The sequence below is a fragment of the Lysinibacillus sp. genome (assembly GCF_032093475.1).
Classification (GTDB): Bacteria; Bacillota; Bacilli; order Bacillales_A; family Planococcaceae; genus Lysinibacillus; species Lysinibacillus irui.
Genome location: NZ_DAMDAY010000040.1, coordinates 8912 through 11918, shown reverse-complemented (window position 1 = coordinate 11918; position 3007 = coordinate 8912). Strand labels below are relative to the sequence as shown.

Here is a 3007-nt window from a genome sequence, read left to right as displayed (position 1 = left end):
AAAATGGTTAGTGAGTTTCATTAACGAAATTTCAGGATTGAAAAAGATATGCCAATTTTCGACCGATGTAAAAGAGTGTGGAAGATAAAATAAAAAGGACTGGGGAGTTAACCCCAATCCTAATTAAACTTGCCCCCAACAACGCTATTTTTGATAAATGGCATTCAAAATGGCATTCACTTACTTTGGAATACCCTTGAAAAAGCCTTATAGTTACTGATATATCAACGTTCTTATCAAAAAGTGTTTGGAGTCTCACCGCCCCGAGTCTAGAAATAACGAGAGTCATCAAAATTAATTTGTATACTATAATTTTTCGAATTAATAAGATTGGATAATTTATGTGCATCTTTTTCAAGTTTAATCGCACGTTCTCGATAGTCGTCGGGTTCATACATGGCGATTTCGTATAACAACGCATTTTCACCATAGCCAAATCGGACACTTTCTTTTTCACGCATGCTGAATTCTTTACAAAGTTCAGCCTCGGCACGGAGCTGTGTTGCTAGTTCAATGGCTTCCACCAGAGCTAGTTTTTGCCCTTTAAAATCTACTGAGTTTTGGATATTCGCTTCATATACTAAACGATCTAATGTGCGTGCATCTAAACGAACCTGTGCTAATTCAGCTTCAATTAGCGGCATCGCACGATAACTTGTTTTAGGAGCTTGTCCTTTTTCTACTGTTACAAAAGCACTGCGATGTAATTCACTCACAAGTTCTTGAGTTTTCTTTCCTAATATACTTTTTAATTTAACAGCTTCTGCAAGGTTAATCACGAAAACACGTCCTTTTTATAGTGTTGTAGATGGTGCATCGTTAGACAAGAGAGCGATTTGATAGTCACCGCCATGAATTTGATTAAACATTTTTCCTGCTGACATAAGAAGGTCGTTTGCAGCTTCATTTGTTAAGGATGGTCGAAGATAAAATAGCTGTAACGCCTCAGTTGTTTCTTCTGTAACAGCTGTACGTGTAGAATCTACGAAAGGTGAACCAAATGCACCTACCTCATCACGACTGTAGAGAATATTTTTTAATGTATTAAAACGACCATTTAAACCTTCGTAGCCAACTTCTTCATGACCTAAAGTAATTTCTACAAACTCTTTGATTTTCGAGACATCATATAGACCAATTGGCATTTCGTATTGGAGAGAGAAAAAATTATTCAAATCAACACCTGAATGAAGAGGTGTTAAATAATTTTGTTTACAAATTCGGCGCATTAAGCTTTCTGCTGAGTGACGATAACGGTTTGGATCAGCACCGAGTTTTTTCCATAGCTTTCGCCATTCAGCAATACCCTCTAGCTGAGTAACAGGATGATCCTGCAATTCTAAATAAAGGTTTTCCTGATACAATTGCATTCTACCTTTAATCATTTGAGGGGATTCTGCAACGACAATTTTGGTATAATGAATAATGCCGATTTTTAGCTCGGGATGTTGTGCTAATAGAGATTGGTTAATGGAAATTTCCAAAGAACTTCACCTACTTTATCTATTTCTACTATTGTACCATGTAAGGAGTTGGAAATAAAATGAACTTAGATGACCTACAACGTGACTTTGTGGCATATGCCATGTCCATTGGCGTTGATAAAATAGGTTTTACCACAGCAGCTCCCTTTACAGAACTTAAAAACAGACTGCGTCGTCAGCAGGAGCTAGGCTATCAGTCTGGCTTTGAAGAAAGTGATATTGAAAAACGTACCGAACCCCTTCAATTATTGAATGAAGCAGAGAGCATTGTCGCAATAGCAGTTGCCTATCCATCACGTATGGAAAATGCACCTACTGGTAAAAGAGGGGCAAGGCGAGGAATTTTCTGCCGTGCTTCATGGGGTGTCGATTATCATACAGCATTACGTGAACGTTTAAAGCTATTATCTAATTGGCTTGAGGAACGTGTGGAGGGTGTACGTATTGAATCAATGGTTGATACGGGTGCTCTTGTAGATCGTGCAGTAGCAGAACGTGCAGGCATTGGCTGGAGCGGTAAAAACTGCTCGATTATAACGCCAGAGTTTGGCTCTTATGTATATTTGGGTGAGCTCATCACAAACATTCCGTTTGCACCTGATAAGCCAATGGAGGATGAATGTGGAGATTGCCGTTTGTGCTTGGATGTATGTCCAACGGGCGCATTAATCGAAGGAGGACAATTAAATGCCCAGCGCTGCATCGCCTTTCTAACCCAGACAAAGGGAACATTGCCAGATGAGTTTCGTAGTCATATCGGTAATCGTTTATATGGCTGTGATACATGCCAAACAGTTTGCCCAAAAAATAAAGGGAAAATCAATTGGATACATGAAGAATTCAAACCAGATCCAGAACTTGCTAAGCCACTACTGACACCGCTCTTAACCATTTCAAATCGAGAGTTTAAGACAAAGTTTGGCCACGTATCAGGTTCCTGGCGGGGCAAAAAGCCCATTCAACGCAATGCCATTTTGGCACTTGCTCATTTTAAAGAAGAAGCCGCCATACCGGATTTAATCGGCCTACTAAAAAACGATGATCGTCCAGTCATCCGGGGCACCGCAGCATGGGCTTTAGGAAAGATAGGTGGAGAACAGGCCAAAGTCGCCTTAGAAGAAGCGGATCTTATAGAGCAGGACGAAAATGTGCTTGCTGAAATTAACAAAGGATTGCAGTTTTTTCAGTAATGAGGTCGATTTTCTCTACTAAATTAAAGAGGGGGTCACTTTAGAGGAGTAGCAACCGCTCCAGGTGGGTGTGGCGGTTCCAAATGCAGTGATAACCGCTCCAAGTGTGAGTGAAGTCGCTCGAAAAGAGATGGCAACCGCTCCGAAAGTGAGTGAAGTCGCTCGAAAAGAGGCGGCAACCGCTCCAAAAGTGAGTGAAGTCGCTCGAAAAGAGATGGCAACCGCTCCAAAAGTGAGTGAAGTCGCTCGAAAAGAGATGGTAACCGCTCCAAATGTGGGTGAAGTCGCTCGAAAAGAGATGGCAACCGCTCCAAAAGTGAGTGAAGTCGCTCG

General features: G+C 41.0%; 3 protein-coding genes and 1 pseudogene. 2 read left to right on the top strand and 2 right to left on the bottom strand.

The features are described 5' to 3' along the window. Positions 1-269 precede the first annotated feature (269 nt). Both RT445_RS10580 and RT445_RS10575 read right to left on the bottom strand, forming a co-directional pair. Positions 270-779, bottom strand: a complete 510-nt coding sequence (locus tag RT445_RS10580) for a hypothetical protein (RefSeq protein WP_274794472.1) — start codon at positions 777-779, stop codon at positions 270-272. Between the two features lie 15 nt (positions 780-794). Continuing rightward, entirely contained in the window at positions 795-1484 is a 690-nt protein-coding gene (locus RT445_RS10575; protein ID WP_312507329.1) for a B3/B4 domain-containing protein, read from the bottom strand. A gap of 59 nt (positions 1485-1543) precedes the next feature. Here RT445_RS10575 and queG point away from each other — a divergent pair, with 59 nt between their 5' ends. Continuing rightward, the gene (gene queG / locus RT445_RS10570; protein WP_312507328.1) at positions 1544-2674 is read left to right on the top strand and encodes a tRNA epoxyqueuosine(34) reductase QueG; all 1131 of its coding nucleotides are present in this window, start codon (positions 1544-1546) and stop codon (positions 2672-2674) included. Between the two features lie 70 nt (positions 2675-2744). Continuing rightward, positions 2745-3007, top strand: a pseudogene (locus tag RT445_RS10565) (hypothetical protein); the annotation flags it as partial.

Bases quoted from the DNA above. Each gene is read 5' to 3' on its own strand.
- queG (WP_312507328.1), top strand. From the start codon at position 1,544: ATGAACTTAGATGACCTACAACGTGACTTTGTGGCATATGCCATGTCC.